Below are 16919 nucleotides of genomic sequence, written 5' to 3' on the forward strand. Positions count from 1 at the left end.
TTTTGTTCTGCATAAAATTTTCCGAAAATTTAATTGATTACCGCCTCTTAATCATATATAATCTGATAAAAATAGTAGGATTATTCAGGAGGCACACAGATGACTGTAAGCATTGTGTTTATGGGTTTCTTTGTCGGAACGCTTGTCGGATTGACGGGTGTGGGAGGAGCAGCGCTCTTGACTCCTTTACTGATCGTTTTGGGGATCAACCCCTCAATCGCCGTCGGCACTGACCTTTTATATAACTCCATCACCAAACTGTTCGGTGTCGTTTCTCATTGGAAGCAGCGCACCGTTCAATTTAAACTTGTCGGTTACTTGGCGCTCGGAAGCATTCCCAGCGCAACAGCCGCCATCGGTGTTCTTCACTTGTTTCCCGCTTTTCACCAGCATCAGGAGCAGATTATCAAACAGGCGCTCGGCTACGTACTGACCCTTGTCGCCATTTCCATTATCGCCCGCCTTTTTTTCGATAAAAAACTGCGGCCGAACCGCTGGCAGCAAAAAACGCTTGAAGAAAAGCGGACACTCATGATACTGATCGGCGTCATTTTCGGCTTCATCGTCGGCCTGACATCTATTGGATCCGGCTCATTATTTGCGATCGCCATGTTATACCTGTTCAGAATGAAAACGGCAGAAGTGGTGGGAACGGATATCGCACATGCCTTTCTGCTCGTAACTGCTGCCGGTCTGTTAAACGCAAGCTTTGGAAGCGTCGATTACCTGCTTGTATTGAATCTGTTGATCGGCTCTGTGCCGGGTGTGCTTCTCGGCAGCTTCTTTTCGCCGAAATTCTCACCGCGCCCCCTGCAGTTTGTGATGGCGGCGATTATTTTAATCAGCGGAATCAAATTAATATAAAAAAGGCGGTCTGTTGTCAGATCGCCTTTTCCCTTATAACGTCACACCGGACTTAAAGATTGCAAGCTCCCGAAAATCGTTTTTTTCGTTATTGACGAATTCTCCGCTTGCAACTTTGATGATGTATTGAATAAAATCTCTTATAATGTGATCTTCTGTTGTTTGGTCTTCCGCCAATCTCCCCGCGTTGTAATCAATCCAATGAGGCTTTGATTGAAATAAATCGGTATTTGTTGATACTTTCACAGTCGGGACAAATGTGCCGAACGGCGTGCCTCTTCCGGTTGTAAACAAAACGATGTGACAGCCCGCCGCGGCGAGCGCTGAAGAAGCGATTAAATCATTGCCGGGCGCACTGAGCAGTGTCAATCCCTTTGTTTTCAGTGTTTCACCGTATGTCAGCACATCAGAAACCGGTGCAAGACCGGCTTTTTGGGTGCAGCCGAGCGACTTGTCTTCGAGCGTTGAAATGCCGCCTTCCTTATTCCCTGGTGACGGGTTTTCATAAATCGGCTGCTCGTGCTTCATAAAATATTGCTTGAAATCATTGATCAATCGGACTGTTTTATGAAACACTTCTTCACTCGCCGCGCGCTGCATGAGAATCGTCTCAGCGCCGAACATCTCAGGCACCTCCGTTAAGACCGTGCTCCCTCCCTGTGCAATCAAGTAGTCTGAAAATCTCCCTAATAAAGGGTTTGCCGTAATGCCGGAAAAACCGTCCGACCCGCCGCATTTCAATCCGATGCTCAATTCTGACAGCGGAATCTCCTCACGTTTATCTCCCTTTGCCGTAAGATGTATCTCTTTAAGAAGCGCAGTCCCCGCTTCAATTTCATCTGTGACAGCTTGTGATTCGAGAAATTTCACACGATCTCCGTTCACTTCAGAAAGGGTTTCCCTAATCGCCGCCAGCTCATTATTTTCACAGCCGAGCCCTAAAACCAGCACACCGCCCGCATTTGGATGACGGATGGCGTTCATCAGCATTTGTTTCGTATTCTCATGATCATCGCCAAGCTGGGAGCATCCGTATTGGTGCTTTAAAACCAGCACATGGTCAAAGGGCGCAATGTCTTTCGCCTCTTTTACGAAGCGCTGCAGGATTTTCTCAGCGACGCCGTTAACGCAGCCGACTGTAGGCACGATCCACAGTTCATTCCGGACGCCGGATGCACCGTTTTCTCTTCTGTAGCCTTTAAATGTCCGGTTCTCATTTGTAAAAGGATTGTCCTCGAAGCGCGGTGAATACGTGTATTCTTGCACATCGGATAAATTCGTTTGCAGATTATGGGTATGAATATGCTCGCCGGCCGAAATCCGCCTTGTCGCACGCCCGATTGAAAAACCGTATTTAATGATGCTGCCGTTTTCTTCAATGGTTTGCAGCGCGATTTTATGCCCCCGCTTGACAGGGTCCTTCACTTCAATCGTCATTCCGTCTGTATGCAGCCGCTCCCCTTTGTTAAAATGGCGCATGGCGAGAAGCACGTTATCGTTTTTATGGATTTTTATGACCTCTTTCATTTCACTTCCCCCTTTTTTCCGCAGCATTCATGTAACGCATGCTTCATACCCCGCTTATGAATGACAGACAGAAAAAAAGCCGTTCGTTCAGTCAGCCCCGGAAGATGATTCAGATTCTTCCCCCACAACCGCTCTTCTCCTAATATGGCAGATGCCGCTTGAAACATATCATCTTTGCAACGGGACCGCGCCATTTGAAAACAGTTAAGAACCTCCCCGCCGTCTGCCGGTTTGTTCGGTCCGTTCCAGTATGAATAGATCATGGCGCTGAACGAAAATACCAGCTTCTCAGGCAGCCGGCCCTCCTGTTCGATATAAGCCCTCAGCGTCGGCAGGTTTCTTGTTTTGAATTTCGCGGCGGCGTTAAGGGTAATGCTTTGCAGATAATGGTGGATATAAGGGTTTTTAAACCGCTGTAACACGTCTGCCGCGTATTGGGTGACACCCTCCATTTGCAGCACAGTGAGGATTTCTTCATTGATCAGCTCTTCGATGAATCTGCCCGTCACCTCGTGCTCAGCCGCTTCCCGGACGGTTTGCAGTCCGTATAGTAAAGCCACTGGCGCCAATGCCGTGTGAGCGCCGTTTAAGATTCTCACCTTTTTTGTCCTGTAAGGCGTAAGGTCAGATGTGATCAGTGCGTTCAGCCCGGCCTCAGCAAAAGGAAGCTCATTCTGAAGCTGTTCCGGCCCTTCTATCACCCACAAATAATAATGCTCACCAACCACAAGCAGACGGTCTTCGTATCCGAGAAAATCGGTAAGTTCTTCCGCGGTATCAACAGGAAATCCGGGAACAATCCGATCCACGAGGGTATTGCAGAAGATGTTCGCGTCATGAATCCATTGAGTAAAACCAGGTTCCAGCTCCCACAGCCCGGCATATTGAAGCACGGCCGCCTTCAGTTTCCGTCCGTTTTCTTCGACCAGTTCACATGGAAGCACAATACACCCTTTCTCGGCGTCACCCGCAAATGCCTTATAGCGGAAATAAAGGAACGCCGCTAATTTCCCGGGGAATGTTTTTTGAGGTCTATCCTCAAGCCGGTCGCCTTTCTCAAACGTAATTCCCGCTTCCGTCGTATTGGAAATGATAAAACGAAGCTCCTCTTGTGCTGCCAGCCGTTTAAAGGAATCATAGTCAGAAAAAAGATCAATGCCGCGGCTGATGGATTTGACGATCATGTGTTCTTCAGCCGGTTTTCCGTCCTTTATCCCCTGCAAAAAAAGCGTAAATAAACCGTCCTGTTCGTTTAAACGTTTGATTTTCTCAGAGCCTCTCGGCTGTACGGCGACCACGCTTCCGTTAAAATCCGTCAATTGATTCAATTGATCGATCTGCCAGTCAGCGAAAGCCCGCAAAAAGTTGCCTTCACCGAACTGAAGGACTTTTTCAGGATATTGAATGTATTCGCCGCACATCTTTTTATTCAGCTGCCGCAAGCTGTCCGCCTCCTTCTGTATTTATGCACACGTTAACATTTCTCCGTGTGAAAACCCGGATATTCAGACGGGCCGTTATGTGAGTTTTTTAATGGAATCTCTTATCATCACCTCGGTGTTTTCGTATATTTTTTCCGCCGCCGTATCCGGGTCGGCGATTAGCGCCAAAATCTTCTCTGCGCCGAGTATGCTGATGTTTTCAACCGGGCGTTTTACTGTCGAAAGCCTCGGCGTCATGTATTGGGAAATGCCGATGTCATCAAACCCGATAACGGATATATCTTCCGGAACGTTCAGGCCCTTGGCGAAAATGGCGTTCATCGCCCCGATCGCCATATCATCGTTTGAACAAAAAACAGCCGTAGGCGGTGATTGAAGCGCCAAGAGTTTTTCCATCGCCTGACTGCCGCTTTCCATATCATAGCGGCCTTTTACACTGTATTCATGCTTAATCGGAATAGAATGATCAATTAAAGATGTCAAATAGCCTTCTTTCCGCTGAGAAGTTGACCTGAATCCTTCCTTTCCCTCAATGATCGCGATATCTCTGTGTCCGTTTGCGATCAGGCAGTCGACCGCCTGTCTGGAGCCTTCTTTATCGTTTGACAGGATATTCGTGATGCTCCGGTCATCAATGTCCCGGTTCAGCACGACAAGCGGGATGTTTTTCTCGCGGATATGATAAATAAATGAATTATCACTGTCGCTTTGGCTCATTAAAATGATTCCGTCATATCTCATAGGCGTAATGGTTTCAAAGCTTTTCAGGTCGTCAATCGCGCGGACGAACAAATTGTATTCCTCACTGATTGTGCGGTTTACACCTTTGATGGTATCGGAAAAAAAGCTGTGTGAGGTTCCGTTTGTGATGCTTGTAAAAAACAGTCCGATCGTATGGGACTTTTGCATGGCAAGGCTTTTTGCATTTACATTCGGTGTGTAATTCAGCTGTGAAGCGAGCTCTAATATTTTCTGTTTTGTATGCTCTTTAATGTAGGGGCTGCCGTTAAGTGCCCGGGATACGGTTGTGTGGGATACGTTGGCGAGTTTTGCGATATCTTTTATGGTTACCATCGTTTTTCCTTTCTTTCTGTATGCTGTCATTTATTTCTATTGTACCATTAACGGACAGTCCATAAAATCACTAAAGTTGAGGTTTTGCATGATGTAAGTCCTGAACGAGCTCGGCATGCTGCCGGTCCGTCAGTTTATACATTAAACCGATAATCAGCATGGCGCACGCTAAAGCGAAAGCCGGGTACAGCAGCAGAAGCCCTTTAATCCCGATTAACGTGCCTTTTGTCTGAGATGCATTCGGGATATAGCCGATAACGCTCAGCCCGATGCCTGAAAGAAAACCTGATAAAGATTGGGCGAGTTTTCTGGAGAAGTTGAAAAGCGAATATGTCGTCGCCTCCTTCCGTTCACCCGTCTTCCATTCCCCGTAATCAATAATGTCTGACACGAGTGCCCACGTAATGCCGTTTGGTATGCTGATCCCGATAAAAGCAATGCTCGCTAACGCCGTAAAGATAAATACGTTTGACGGCAGACAGAAATTCAGCGCATCAGCCGCGGCGCTGACGGCAAAACCGATCATCACCGTTTGCTTTTTTCCGAAATGTTTGACGAGTTTCGGCATAAACAAAACACCTAAAAATGAAGAACCGATGATGATAAAACTCATGTAGGACATCAGCTCCGCATTGTTGAGATTATACTGGGCGAAGTAAACAAGCATAGCGGATTTAATGTTATATGCCGATATTGAGAAAATCGTCATGAAAACGACGGTCAGAAGCGGTTGGTTGCCGATAAAGCATTTGAAAACCGACATGACGGACAGCTTTTCTTTCGGCGCTTCACGGACGATAATTCTTTCTTTGCAGTTTCGGTAGCAGATCATAAATCCCGCGATTCCGATTACGGCCATCATTCCCATGACTGCCGGGTAGCCGATGTGAACGTTATCAAAAAGAACGAGAATCGGGATGACGATGACACTTGTAATGAGCAGCGCGCCGAGGGAGCCGATCTGGCGGAATGCAGAAAGCGCCGTTCTGTCCTCCGCATCCTGTGTAATGGCCGCGCCGAGAGAGCCGTACGGAATATTGACGAAAGAATAAGCGACCCCCCACAGCATGTAAGAAGCATAGGCGTACACAAGCTTCCAGGTGACGCTCACGTCCGGTGACACAAAAATCAATACGGTCATGACCGCAAGGATAATACTTCCGAATAATAAGTACGGCCTGAATTTCCCCCGGGGTCCGATCTTTTTTCTGTAGTCAATGGCCGAGCCGACAATCGGATCAGTCAAAGCCGCAAACAGCTTGCTGACCAAAAAAATACTGCCGGCGAACGCTGCCGGAATGCCTGCGACATCTGTGAAAAACTTCAGCAAATAGATCTGCCCGAGATCAAACATAAATCCGTTCCCAAAATCTCCAAAACCATAGGATACTTTTTCTTTCAGACTCAGCTTATGCTCCTTCACTTTTGCGGCAGGTGCTGTCACGACAGGCACATTACTCATAGGCCACCTCTTTCATTCCATTTTTTAAAAGCGGAAATATTCCTCAGCATTCCGGTAACAAATCCCCTCGACAATCTTTCCTAAAAGCTCCATATCGTAAGGCGCTTCGCCTTGTTCCGCCCAGCCGCCGATCAGCGTGCAGACAAGCCGCCTGAAGTATTCATGGCGGGGATAGGACAGGAAACTTCTTGAATCCGTCAGCATCCCGATAAAACGGCTGAACAGGCCCATGTTTGATAACGCTTTCATTTGTTGGAGCATTCCATCTTTCGTGTCATTGAACCACCAGGCTGTGCCGAATTGAATTTTCCCCGGTGTTTTCCCATCCTGAAAGCTGTTGATCATGCTGGCGATAATATAGTTGTCATTCGGATTCAAAGAATACAAAATCGTTTTAGGCAATTGCCGCTTTTTTTCGGCGGAATCTAACAGCCGGGCAAGCGGTTTTGCGATACGTTCATCATTAATTGAGTCATATCCCGTATCAGGACCAAGGCTGCTGAACTTATTTGTATTGGTATTTCTTAACGCGTTAATATGGAACTGCATCGCCCAGTCCAGTTCGGCGTAAAGACCGCAAAGATATTGCAGCGTCCGTGTTCTGAATTTCTTTTCATCTTCAAAAGACACATGCTCTCCGCTTAATCCGGCTGCAAAAATCCGGGCCGCTTCCTCTTCGGTCGTCTCGGCATAGACCATTTGATCTAACGCATGATCCGACACTCTTCCCCCGGCATTGTGAAAAAAGCGGACGCGGGATTCTAACGCATCTAAATACGATTGGTAGGTGGTGACAGCCATTCCGGAAGCGCTCTCCAGCGAACGGACCCAATCGGCAAAACCCGGGCTGCTGATGTCCAGTCCTTTGTCAGGCCGAAATCCGGGCAGCACTTGAACCGGAAAATCACTTTCTTTCAACAGTTCGTGGTATGTCAGCGCATCGGCAGGATCGTCGGTTGTGCAAATGACTTTGACATTTGATTTCAGAATGAGATCCCTTGCGCCAAACCCGTCTCCCTGCAGGAGCTCATTCGTTTTTTTCCAAATTGCCGCGGCCGTTTTTTCATTCAATACGTCATAAATGCCGAACCAGCGCTGCAGCTCTAAATGCGTCCAGCTGTACAGCGGATTGCCTATCGCCATCGGCACCGTTTTTGCCCAGGCGAAAAACTTCTCTTCATCTGAAGCGTTTCCGGTAATGCAGCGCTCTTCAATGCCGTTGGCCCTCATGATCCGCCACTTGTAGTGGTCACCGTAAAGCCATGCCTCCGTAATCGTTGCGAAGGTTTTATTTTCATAGATTTCCTTTGGGCTTAAGTGACAGTGATAATCAATGATCGGCATGTTTTCAGCATATTCCCTGTACAGCTTTACGGCCGTTTTACTATCCAGTAAAAAATCATCACCCATAAAAGCTTTCACACTTTCATCCTCCCTCTTAAAAATGTTAACGTTAACAAAATGGTTCTTTTTTATTTTAGCTTCCTCTTTCTCACATATCAATCATTTTATTTTATTTTTCAGAAAATTGTATCCATTAACATTTTCATACAAAAAAAAAGACACTGCCGAGAAAGTCCGGCAATGTCTTCTGTGTGATCTTAAGGATTAATTAGTAAGCGAGGCTGAATAATCCTTTGATATGTGTTAAATAACGTACGTTACTTGCTTCTTTCATTAAAGATGCCGGAAGACCTTTCAGCGGAGTAGAGTTCGCTCCGATGATGGCAACCGCGTCTTTACGTCCGAGGCTTGCAAGCGTACCAGAGTTTACAGGCTTGAATGTTTCAAGCGTTTTTCCTTCTAAGTAAGCGAACAGGTTGTAACCGACAAGTTCACCCATCTGCCAAGCGATTTGCGCTGTCGGCGGGTACGGACGGCCGTCCGGCGCAAAGTATACAGCGCTGTCTCCGACAACGAATACATCTTCATGAGAAGTAGATTGTAAGAAATCGTTAACCGTCGCACGGCCGCGGTTCACTTCAAGGCCGGATTCGCCGACTAACGGGTTGCCTTGTACGCCGCCTGTCCATACAAATGTGTTGGCAACGACTTTTGAACCGTCTTTCAGATCAATAACGTTTCCTTCAACATTTGTAACAGGAAGACCTGTTAAGAACTCAACGCCGCGTTTTTCAAGACTTTTTGTCGCGCGTTCGATAAGGTCATCAGGAAGAACAGGAAGAATTTTCGGACCTGCTTCTACTAATTTCAGTTTGATTTCTTTCGGATCTACGCCGTATTTTTTCGTAAGGTTCGGCATGATATCAGCAAGCTCACCGACAAGCTCAACGCCTGTTAAGCCGCCGCCGCCGATAAGGATCGTTGCATCAGCTTCGTTTTTCGTTTTAGCGTATTCACGCACACGGTCTTCCACGTGTTTGTATACTTTGTTGGCATCAGCCGCAGATTTCAGCACCATGCTGTTTTCTTCGAGTCCAGGAATGCCGAAATAAGCCGTAACAGAACCAAGTCCGACAACAAGCGCGTCATAAGTCAGCTTAGAACCGTCAGAAAGGGCAACTTCTTTCTTATCAACTGAGAAAGAATTGACTTCTGCGATTTTAATGTCGACGTCTTTTCCTTTCAGAAGTTTTTCAAGCGGCATAGCAACAGCCTGTTCAGACACGTTGCCGGCTGCAAGGCGGTGCAGTTCCGTAATGATTTGGTGAGTCGGGTATTTGTTCACAACGGTTACGCGTGCTTCATCTTTACTGTAATGTTTGCGAACGGTTAAAGCAGAAAGAACTCCGCCGTAACCAGCGCCTAAAATGACAATATGTTTTGACATCGTATATCCTCCGTCCTTTATATCAATTTGAATCTGAGATTATTTTTGTTTTTCGTTCATGATTTCAAGATAGCTGTTAGCAAAACGGAACAGCTTTTGAGCTTGAGGATCTTTCAGCATGCGCAGCAGGCCGAAAAGTCCGATCGTTTCATTGCTTGCATCCGCGCGGTCTTTTGCTTCGATCGCAGTAGCCGCCACTTCTTTCGCTGTTTCTTTCACCGGCTCAAGAATTTCTGTAAGCGCACCCACTGTATCGCTCTTCAATACTTCGTCTGTCGCTACAGACTGTGCAAAATCATAAGACTTCGTTAAAATATTTACTAACTCAGTCAGTTTTGGAAGCTGATCCACTAAAACAGTCAGTGATTCTTGAACTTCAGGTTTTAGCAGCTGATCAATAAGATCGCGTTGGCCTTGGCTGACAGATGCATTTGTTTGATCGATTGTTTCTGGCATATCCGATTCTCCTTTACTATAAGCAGTATGCTGATTTTTTTGGAAAGGGTAGCCTTTCCCCCTTCATGCAGAAAAGCATGAAAAAGCAAGATTGTGAATTCATGCACAATCATTTACAAAAATAAATGTTTACTACCCAGTTTTTCACTTTGCCATATCCAGTATTATTTTTATATCAACAAAAACAATTGAATAAGTCAAAATTTCTTTTTCCTCTCTGAAAATAGCAAACATAAAAAACCCCAATTTGATTTACTCTTATATAATAACACTTTTTGAACAAAATTTGAACGTGAATTGTTTCGTTTATGAAATTATTTATATGGCGGGGGTGTAATAACGTTTCTTTTAGGCTATTTTTTTACAGACCATCCGCTTTTCCCCTGTCATTTTTCCCACAATTTTAATAGCGGGCCCGTTTTTCCCGTAAAGGGGTCGCATTCCGGGAGCGGGACACGGCTGATTTCTTCTGAAGTTCTATCATTTTTCTCCGTTTTTGTATCGTACTGCCGGCCGCCCGGATAAGCCCCGATCACGGTAAAATCAGAACTGCCCGACAGTTTTTTATGTCCGGTGCCGGCCGGAATGACCGCTGCGTCCCCCGTTTGAAGAACGGCATCCGCTCCTTGTTCCCCGCCGAACCTCAAAACCGCGTTTCCTTTTACCGCGACAAGAACTTCGTGCGTGGTGCTGTGAAAATGGTGATACGGAAATACTCCGCCCGTCCAGCTGTTCGACCAATCGTGCCGGCGGAGGACGGACTCTGCTTTCTGTACCGTTTCTTCATTAAATACCGCTTTATAAATAACAAGCGGAAGATTCGGGTTATTCGGAATGCGGCCGTCATCTTCAAAATAAAGCACTTGAATATCCTCTTTCTGCATTGTTTTCACCTCCGTATATGTCTGTTTCCCATTCATCATTTGTTAAAACGCTATTTTCTCATATTCCATTGCGAAGCCTGCCGGTGAATAGTATAGTATAAAAAAATATGTGTCAAAATGAGGGATTTAATGAAAGCCATCGTGATCGGAATATTGGCATCTCTGTTTTTTGCAGTCACATTTATTTTAAACAGGGCGATGGAGCTTTCCGGCGGAAGCTGGATGTGGAGCTCTTCCCTGCGTTTTCTTTTTATGGTTCCGTTTTTATTTTTGATCGTTTATGCGAAAGGAAAATGGGCGCCGCTCTGGCATGAAATCCGAAAAAAACCGTTTTTTTGGCTGAAGTGGAGTTTTACCGGGTTCGTGCTTTTTTATGCCCCGATTACGTTTGCGGCGGCATATGGGCCGGGCTGGCTGATCGCCGGCACGTGGCAGATTACAATTGTCGCGGGTGTGCTTCTGTCGCCGTTTTTCTACGAAACAAAAAATTCACCGGCGGGCCCGGTTTCCGCCAGACAAAAGATCCCGCTCATTTCGCTGGTTACTTCCGTCATCATCCTGATCGGAGCCGGTCTGATTCAGCTTCAGCATGCGGGTTCTCTGTCCGGCCGCACGATACTATTCAGCGTGGTGCCGGTCGTCATCGCCGCATTTGCCTATCCGCTCGGCAACCGCAAAATGCTGGAACAATACGGCGGAAAACTCGATACGTTTCAGCGGGTGCTCGGCATGACGCTCGCAAGTCTTCCGTTTTGGCTTTTGATCGCCGCTTTCGGCTGGCATAGAGACGGGCTTCCGTCAATGGGACAGACATTCCAATCCTTTATCGTCGCACTCAGCTCTGGCGTTATCGCAACAGTATTATTTTTCCGCGCCACCGATATGGTGAGGAATGAGCCGCAGAAGCTCGCTGCTGTTGAAGCGACGCAGTCCGGAGAGGTTCTTTTTGCACTGATCGGCGAAATCGTCTTTTTATCCGCGGCGTTTCCGTCACTTCTTTCATTTGCCGGACTGTTCATTATTATTGCGGGAATGGTCATGCATACATTCGCTTCCCGGCAGACAGACCAGAAAACGGCTGAGCAAACGTCAGCCAATCTCACCGGTTCCTGATTTTTTACGAAAGGTGTCCTCCTGTATGAAAGAAGAAATTCCGGCAATATCTTTTCTGTCAGCTGGCAAACGCTTTGAACAAAACAATACGTCCTTTGATGTCCTAAGCCGTGTAACCGGACATATTCAAAAAGGTTCTATCACGGCGTTGATAGGCCCTTCCGGCGCGGGAAAAAGCACATTGCTGTCGCTGTGCAATCTGATGAATACACCTGATGAAGGGGAAGTGCTTGTATTCGGAAAAGAAATAAGGCGCTGGGACATCAGAGAGCTCAGAAAAACCGCGGGCCTTGCATTTCAATCAGCTCCCGTCCTCAAGGGAACGGTGCGGGACAACCTTCTGCTCGCAGAAAAACTCCACGGAGCACAGCACTATACGCCTGAAGAGCTCGCAGATTTTACAGACCTTCCGCGCGGGCTTCTGGATCGAAATGCAAAAGAATTATCCGGAGGTCAGCGGCAGAAGCTCTCGTTAGCGCGAACTCTCGCCGGACTGCCGTCCATCCTGCTGCTGGATGAAATCACATCGGCGCTGGACCCGTCATCTGTTCTCATCATTGAGAAACTGATTACGAAACTCCATCGGCAAAAACAGCTGACGGTCCTGTGGATCACCCATAACCTTGAACAAGCCGAACGGTTATCCGATACGGTATGGTTTATGGCTGAGGGACGGCTTTTAGAGACCGCGGAAACGAAAACGTTCTTTAAGGAACCGAAACATGAAAAGGCCCGGGCGCTTTTACAAGGGAGCGGGTGCTGATATGAATGATCTTTCTCTGTTATTGACAAGTATATTTGTCATTATTGCTTTATTCCTGTCTAAATCTTTTAAAGCCGGCGTCGAAAAGGATATGATCGTCGCAACCGTCAGGGCCGTCATTCAGCTGCTTATCATCGGCTATGTGCTGTCGCTGATTTTTCGCGGTGATCACCCGATATTTATCATATTAATGGTGCTTCTCATGCTCACGGCCGCTTCGCACAGCGTCTCCAAACGGAAAAAAATGCGGATCGGCTCATTTTGGCGCGTTTTTCTGACACTGGCGATCGCGGAAGTTGTGACGCAGGGACTTTTACTGACCCTGCATATCATTCCGTTCACTTCAAGATATGTCATTCCGATAAGCGGCATGGTCATCGGAAACTCCATGGTGCTCTCAAGCCTGTTTTTAAGCAGGCTCAGTTCGGAAGCAGACCTGCGGAAAGAAGAAATCCAGCTGATTCTCTCTCTCGGAGGAACGCCTAAGCAGGCCGTCCGGCAGATATTGACGTCCAGTATGAAGCTCAGTATGATCCCGACGCTTGAAAGCCAGAAAACATTGGGTCTCGTTCAGCTTCCCGGCATGATGACGGGGCAGATTTTAGCGGGGGCTGATCCGATACAGGCGGTGCGCTTTCAGCTGCTGATCGTTTTTACAACGATGGCCTCCGCTCTTCTTTCATGTATCATCCTCAGCGCCTTGACATATCCTTCCCTTTTCACGGAACACTGGCAATTAAAAAAATTCAGCAGGGAAGCGTAGGCTTTTTTCCCTGCTGAATGAAGGTTTATGACAAGGTCAGAGATTCATAGTAACGGGATAATTCAATAATCATCGCTCCCATCCGCTCAATGTCCGGAGCAAGGACCCTCTTTACCCCTTCATCCCGGATCGCTTCAGCCGTCACTTTGCCGACTGCGGCGGCAAGCACTTGTTTTTCGAATGCCTGCTGCACTTCTTTTGTGAACCCTTTTTCTTTTGCATAATCAAAGAGAGAACGCACTTGAATGGCTGTCGTAAAACATACGGCATCGACCTCTCCGTTTAACAGCTCTCCCAGCAGTTTATCGACCGTCTCCCTTTCAGGCGGAATATGCTGATACGGCAGAACAGGGAATACCTCCGCTCCGTTTTTCTCAAGGAACTCCGTTAAGACCGGCGCTTTTTCGCCATGAAGCTGTATCATGACTTTTTTATCTTTAAAGTCAAATCGTTCCAAGGAGCGGATCAGCCCTCTTGTTGTACCGTCTTCATCTGAGGCATGCGGCGTGATGCCGAGCTTTTTTAAGGCCGCATATGTTTTATAGCCTCTGCAGCCGATTTTCGCTTCATGAACGGCCGCTAAAAATTCTTCTTTCAGACCGATTTTTTCCGATACCGACAATAACGTTTCCGTACCGATGCCTGTGGTGAATATCACCCAGTCGGCTTTTTGCCCGGCAAATGTTCTTACGTCGGGTTCAATTTGATCCTCCGCCAGGTATACGGTTCCTTGGAGGGAACGGACGACCGCCGTTCCGCCCTGCTTTTCTATTAATCTTGTGATCTCTTCTGTTTTCCGCGAACCGCCGATGGCAATCCGTTTCCCGTTCAATCCTTTTCCCATCGCTGTTTTCTTCTTCCCTTCAGATGCCGGGCGCCCTATGGCAGGCCGTCATTTATTTCTATTATTGTTACGCAATCAGCCGGGAAAATCAAGCTATGCTCCCGTTGAATCCCCCGTGCAGTTGCTGTATCATTAACCGGGCAGAACGATTTGATTCGCGGAGGGATTTTCAATCATGGAAACAAAAAAAGAGTTCGAGACAAAAGGATACGATACTTCGGTCATTTATGAGTTCAATGAATATCCTGATGTTCACAGCGGCCGATGCGACAATTGCGACTACACGCTGTTTAAAAGCTCAGTGAAGGGCGGAAAATTTTTGAGGGAATGCCGGAGATGCGGCATGAAGAAAAACATATAACAAAACAGGCAGCCGTCTTCCGGTGCGCTGCCTGTTTCTCAATCAATTTTCGACGGCCGCCGTTTTCAAAAATTCTTCAATGGCGCAAACAGCCTGTTTGGGGCCGCCGGTTTCTTCTATTTTCTGCTGCATGCTTTTCACGCGGCTGAGGATGTTTTTATCGCCGTATACGTTTTGAACGTCTTTTTGCAAACGGGCCACAGTGACTTCTTTCGGCGGCAGATGCACGCCAAGCCCCAATTCATCCACACGCTTTGCGGTAACCTCTTGTTCGTGCATTTGCGGAACGACAACGAGCGGGACACCCGCATTCATCGCCTCCATTGTACTGTTCATCCCGCCGTGAGATACGAACAGCTTTGCTTTCTCCAGCACATCAAGCTGAGGAACGTGCTGGCGGATGATAAAGTGATCGGGGACATCCGAAAAACTTTCCGGATCAATTGTTGTGCCGACTGACATAATAACCCGCCAGTCCGAGTCCCGAAACGCGTCAATACACATCTGGTAAAATTCAGGCCAGGCGTTAAACGCCGTTCCCAGTGAGATGAGCATAAGCGGACGGTCATCGGCTGCATCAATTTCCAGACTTCCCGTATTTGTGCGTTCTCCAAGAGACGGACCCACAAAACAGAATCGTTCATCAAAGGTTTCCTGTTTCGGCTGAAAGGCCCTTGGCATAAAGACAATATTCAGTTTTTCAGGCATAAAAAATTCTTCCATTGTCATCCGTTTCAATTGTTCATTTTCAATCTGCTCCTGGTATTCTTCTATCGCCTGTTTGGCCGCTTCCAGTGTTTCTTCGTCTCTTCCTAATTGAAAATACTCATTCATTGCATAGCTCGGGCAGAACTTTACGGCCGGGATGCCGCCATTATCCGCAAACAATTTTCCGGCAAGAGCTAAAAAATCAAACAGGACGATGTCAGGAAGGTCGTCTTTGTACAGCTCTTCCAGCTGCGGAAGCACTTCAACCGCTTCTTCCAGAAACATCACAAACGCGTCATTTTTGTTTACCCGTTCTTTTATCGTCTCCGGGTCCGCCTTTATGCTTGTGCGGTATAAAACGGGAATGGCGCCCGTTTTGGCAACGGAAGCTTCGAATTCCTCAGTCGTAGCGAATGTCACTTTATACCCGCGATTGACAAGTTCCTCGGCTACGGGCAGCGTGGGATTGACATGACCGTGAGCGGCCACATTAATAATGGCGATGTGTGTTTTTCTCATCATTTTTCTTCTCCCTCATTTTCGTTTATCTCCGCTTCTAAAGACTCCAGCCCGTACATGACACTGTTTCGGATCGGCTCAATCCGAATAGGCTCAAGGTGTGAAAAGGCTTTTACAATTCCTTTCAGCGCGACTTCCGCTTCAAGTCTGGCAAGCGGAGCGCCTAAGCAGAAGTGTACGCCGAATCCGAAGGAAAGGTGCGGATTCGATTGGCGATGAATATCAAATACGCCCGCCTTCTCAAATTTGTTTTCATCACGGTTGGCAGATGCAACGTAGCAGAGAACGATTTCCCCGCTTTTCAAGCGGCGTCCGCGCAGTTCAGTGTCGTGCCGGACCGTCCTTCTGACAAACGGAGCGGGAGCGCGAAAACGCAGCGTTTCTTCCACCGTTTGCGCGATGAGAGAAGGGTCCTGTCTCAGCTCTTCATAAAGGCCGGGCGTCTCTAATATGCTGTAAACCGCATTTGAAATGAGATTAGTCGTTGTTTCATTTCCCGCCACTAAAAGCAGGTTGCAAAACGGGATCAGATCTTCTGCCGTGAGCTTCTCTCCCTCTTCTTCCTCTTTTATCAAAATAGAAATAATGTCTTGGCCGGGCTGTTTTCGTTTGCTTTCTATTATTTCCGCAAAAAACGCCGCCAGCTCCGCCTCACATTGGTCACGTTCCTGCTGATTTTTCTCCGCCGCTTCAGGGCTCGCATCTTTCGGCATGCTGACGAGAATGTCCGACCATTTTTTAAACTGATCCATACGTTCGGACGGAACGCCCAATAATTCTGAAATCACCATGACCGGCAAAGGGTAAGAGAGATCTTTAACGATATCAATCCGTCCTTTGTTCTTTGCCTGTTTCAGGAGATGATCGGTAATGTCTTTAATTCGCGGCTCCCATTCCTTCAAGACGCGGGGAGTGAAAGCGCGATTGACGGCGGATCTGATTTGGGTATGCTTCGGCGGGTCCATATTCAGCATGGACTTTGCAATCGAGCTTTTCACATCAGTCATGAGGCTTGAGAACGTCTCTTTATCACTGATGACTTTTTTGACATCATCGTATAAAAACACACTCCAAACCTTCGTTTCTTCATCAAAGTGTATAGGGCTTTCCCGTCTCATTTTTTCGTACCAAGGAAAAGGGTTGTATACGTCCAGGCCGTTTTTTCCTTTCATCAGGGTTCTTTGGATGGCTTGTCTCGTGCTCCTCAGCTTACTCATGTTTCATCACTCCTGATTGTTTCATATTTGAATAGTTGACGTACCTTGAATTTTATCCTAGCACATATTTTCAATTTTTTTCTATTCATAACCTTAACTATTAACATAACACAACAAAAGTCATGAATCCG

Annotated in this window: 16 protein-coding genes; 5 read left to right on the forward strand and 11 right to left on the reverse strand. The window is 47.0% G+C overall.

Going from position 1 to position 16919, the window contains the following annotated elements:
• Positions 1-99 precede the first annotated feature (99 nt).
• A complete protein-coding gene (locus tag SB24_RS03590; protein WP_007610763.1) occupies positions 100-864 on the forward strand; it encodes a sulfite exporter TauE/SafE family protein in 765 nt (254 codons plus the stop codon).
• Positions 865-897: 33 nt separating this feature from the next.
• Here SB24_RS03590 and SB24_RS03595 read toward each other — a convergent pair whose 3' ends face one another.
• The 8 genes from SB24_RS03595 to SB24_RS03630 all read right to left on the reverse strand — a co-directional run bounded on the left by SB24_RS03595 (position 898) and on the right by SB24_RS03630 (position 10500).
• Complete coding sequence (locus SB24_RS03595; protein ID WP_039251816.1) at positions 898-2391, reverse strand: UxaA family hydrolase; 1494 nt, start codon at positions 2389-2391, stop codon at positions 898-900.
• Positions 2388-3833, reverse strand: a complete 1446-nt coding sequence (locus SB24_RS03600; protein WP_039251819.1) for a tagaturonate reductase — start codon at positions 3831-3833, stop codon at positions 2388-2390. The genes SB24_RS03595 and SB24_RS03600 overlap by 4 nt, the downstream gene beginning before the upstream one ends.
• 75 nt (positions 3834-3908) lie before the next feature.
• On the reverse strand, positions 3909-4907 hold the full coding sequence (locus SB24_RS03605; RefSeq protein ID WP_007407297.1) for a LacI family DNA-binding transcriptional regulator: 999 nt from the start codon (positions 4905-4907) through the stop codon (positions 3909-3911).
• A 70-nt stretch (positions 4908-4977) separates the two neighbouring features.
• Entirely contained in the window at positions 4978-6369 is a 1392-nt protein-coding gene (locus SB24_RS03610; RefSeq protein WP_039251822.1) for an MFS transporter, read from the reverse strand.
• Positions 6370-6393: 24 nt separating this feature from the next.
• Positions 6394-7791 (reverse strand): glucuronate isomerase, encoded by a 1398-nt coding sequence (gene uxaC / locus SB24_RS03615; protein WP_099686864.1) that lies wholly within the window; start codon positions 7789-7791, stop codon positions 6394-6396.
• 190 nt (positions 7792-7981) lie between these two features.
• A complete protein-coding gene (locus SB24_RS03620; protein ID WP_014417508.1) occupies positions 7982-9160 on the reverse strand; it encodes an NAD(P)/FAD-dependent oxidoreductase in 1179 nt (392 codons plus the stop codon).
• A 39-nt stretch (positions 9161-9199) separates the two neighbouring features.
• Positions 9200-9616 carry a DUF1641 domain-containing protein gene (locus tag SB24_RS03625; RefSeq protein ID WP_003154908.1) on the reverse strand — a complete coding sequence of 139 codons (417 nt, stop codon included), beginning with the start codon at positions 9614-9616 and terminating at the stop codon, positions 9200-9202.
• A 386-nt stretch (positions 9617-10002) separates the two neighbouring features.
• Positions 10003-10500, reverse strand: coding sequence for a cupin domain-containing protein (locus SB24_RS03630; RefSeq protein WP_015417270.1), 498 nt, complete (start codon positions 10498-10500; stop codon positions 10003-10005).
• A gap of 129 nt (positions 10501-10629) precedes the next feature.
• On the opposite strand from SB24_RS03630, the gene SB24_RS03635 reads away from it, so the two are divergent.
• The 3 genes from SB24_RS03635 to SB24_RS03645 are packed head-to-tail and all read left to right on the forward strand — an operon-like array spanning position 10630 to position 13139.
• Entirely contained in the window at positions 10630-11613 is a 984-nt protein-coding gene (locus SB24_RS03635) for a DMT family transporter (protein ID WP_039251828.1), read from the forward strand.
• A gap of 25 nt (positions 11614-11638) precedes the next feature.
• On the forward strand, positions 11639-12376 hold the full coding sequence (locus SB24_RS03640) for an ABC transporter ATP-binding protein (protein WP_039251831.1): 738 nt from the start codon (positions 11639-11641) through the stop codon (positions 12374-12376).
• A 1-nt stretch (position 12377) separates the two neighbouring features.
• Positions 12378-13139 (forward strand): ABC transporter permease, encoded by a 762-nt coding sequence (locus tag SB24_RS03645; protein ID WP_039251832.1) that lies wholly within the window; start codon positions 12378-12380, stop codon positions 13137-13139.
• A gap of 25 nt (positions 13140-13164) precedes the next feature.
• On the opposite strand, the gene SB24_RS03650 is transcribed toward SB24_RS03645, so the two are convergent.
• Positions 13165-13983, reverse strand: a complete 819-nt coding sequence (locus SB24_RS03650; protein WP_039251834.1) for a uroporphyrinogen-III synthase — start codon at positions 13981-13983, stop codon at positions 13165-13167.
• A 175-nt stretch (positions 13984-14158) separates the two neighbouring features.
• On the opposite strand from SB24_RS03650, the gene SB24_RS03655 reads away from it, so the two are divergent.
• Complete coding sequence (locus SB24_RS03655; protein WP_003154919.1) at positions 14159-14344, forward strand: DUF8096 family protein; 186 nt, start codon at positions 14159-14161, stop codon at positions 14342-14344.
• Between the two features lie 42 nt (positions 14345-14386).
• Here the strand turns inward: SB24_RS03655 and SB24_RS03660 are convergent, their stop codons facing one another.
• Both SB24_RS03660 and SB24_RS03665 read right to left on the reverse strand, forming a co-directional pair.
• The gene (locus SB24_RS03660) at positions 14387-15571 is read right to left on the reverse strand and encodes a macrolide family glycosyltransferase (protein ID WP_031378841.1); all 1185 of its coding nucleotides are present in this window, start codon (positions 15569-15571) and stop codon (positions 14387-14389) included.
• Positions 15571-16788, reverse strand: coding sequence for a cytochrome P450 (locus tag SB24_RS03665; RefSeq protein ID WP_039251839.1), 1218 nt, complete (start codon positions 16786-16788; stop codon positions 15571-15573). The genes SB24_RS03660 and SB24_RS03665 overlap by 1 nt, the downstream gene beginning before the upstream one ends.
• Between the last annotated feature and the right edge of the window lie 131 nt (positions 16789-16919).

This window comes from Bacillus sp. Pc3 (assembly GCF_000815145.1).
GTDB classification, from domain to species: Bacteria; Bacillota; Bacilli; order Bacillales; family Bacillaceae; genus Bacillus; species Bacillus velezensis.